The 1,547-nt window shown below is 72.3% G+C and carries 2 protein-coding genes; both read left to right on the forward strand.

Features of this window, described 5'->3' with window-relative positions:
* The first annotated feature begins 283 nt into the window (after window positions 1-283).
* Window positions 284-574: a hypothetical protein gene (locus ACVNF4_RS35850; protein ID WP_461807011.1), complete on the forward strand. Its 291-nt coding sequence runs from the start codon at window positions 284-286 to the stop codon at window positions 572-574.
* 173 nt (window positions 575-747) lie between these two features.
* Complete coding sequence (locus tag ACVNF4_RS35855) at window positions 748-1,242, forward strand: DUF5949 family protein (protein ID WP_461807012.1); 495 nt, start codon at window positions 748-750, stop codon at window positions 1,240-1,242.
* Window positions 1,243-1,547 lie beyond the last annotated feature (305 nt).

Raw genomic sequence — 1,547 nt, forward strand, 5'->3', positions numbered from 1 at the left:
CTGCCCGCGACCCCCGCCCTCCCGGCGGCCCCGGCCGCCCCGCAGCTTCCGGTGGCGGCGCCCCAACTCCCGGTCTCGGCGCCGCAATTGCCGTAAACCGGTCATCGGTTTCCCGAGATTTCCGCACCCCGATCCGCCCCGTTCCGGCGGTCGGGGTGCAGAAATTTCTGCGTACGCGCATACCGGCGCGTTTCCGGCGCGCGAGGAAATCGTTAGGCAAGGCGTCGCGATTGCCGACCCGTGATTGCCGACTCCCTCTCAGCCGCCGATGAAAAGGAACCCGATGAAGTCCCTCAAGGTCGCCGCTGTCGTTGCCGGAACCGTCGCCCTCGCCGGCGCTGCCGCGCCCGCGTTCGCGCACACCCCCGCCGACCTCACGCCCACGAGCCTCACCGGCGCGGTGAACACGCTCACCTCGGGGGGCCTCACCGCGAACGACGTGATGCCGCTCCAGCACCAGAACGACGCGCTCAACACGGAGAACGCCGACTCCCCGCTCTCCACCGTCAAGGAGACGGCCGGCGCGCTCAACACCCACAACCCCCTCCTGGGCGGGCTCCCGCTCCAGGGCTGAGCCGAGGACCGGCCCCGCGCACCCCGGGGCCGGTCTTTTCGTACGACCGCGCGGGGCCCGGCGTCGACCCCGGACACCGTCCGTCACTCGTGCGGGTGGCACACCCATCCGGCGTCCTCCGCTCGGGTGAGGACACGGCCTGACGGGGCGTCGGCCGCCGCTATGGTCGCGCGGTGACCTCAACTAGCGAAACCCGCCCCTTCCGTGTCGCCGACCTCGGCACCCTGGTCGTGATGCCGTGGAGCGGCGAGGCCCCCGACGGCAGTGACATGCCCTACCTGCTCGCCTACTCCCTCGGTGACGCGGCCGACGGGCCCGAGGTGACCACGAGCGCCATCGAGCGGCTCCTCAACGACAACGGCCTCCCGGTCGGCGGCGACCTCGTCGACGGCACCGAGCGGCCGAGCCTGCCGGTCAGCCTGCTCGTCGAGTCGGGCCAGGCGGTGCTGAACATGCCGAGCCTCAACGCGCAGTGCGTGCCGCCGCCGGAGTGGCTGGCCGCCGTCGAGCACCGCGGGTACGCCTACCTCGTCTTCACCACCCGCCCGTGGCCCGAGGCCGAACCGGGCAAGCCCGTCGAACTGGAGGCGCTGGCCGCGTTCGCCGGGGCCGACGAGACCCTGAACGCGGCGGCGCACGTCGTGCTGCCCGCGCGCAGCCTGCGCTGACATTCCGGTGGGCCCGGCCGGGCGGTCACCCCTTCGAGTGACCGCCCCGCCGCTTTAGTCGTTCGATTCCCGCGTCCGGGGGAATTGTGAACCGCCCTCGTTTCCAGGGTGCTCGCCCCGCTCGTTACTGGGTACGCAGAGCGCGTCTCCCGTCATCCGAAAGGGCTCGTACCCGAGATGAAGTCGACCACCCGAGGAACCCTCGAGGAGTCCCTGCGCGCCGGCGCCACCGTGGCCGCGAAGACCCCGGCGCAGCTCGCCGAGGTCGCCGAGGCCGCCGTACGGCTCGACGGGGTGCGGCAGAT

The sequence above is a fragment of the Streptomyces sp. S6 genome (genome assembly GCF_054880855.1).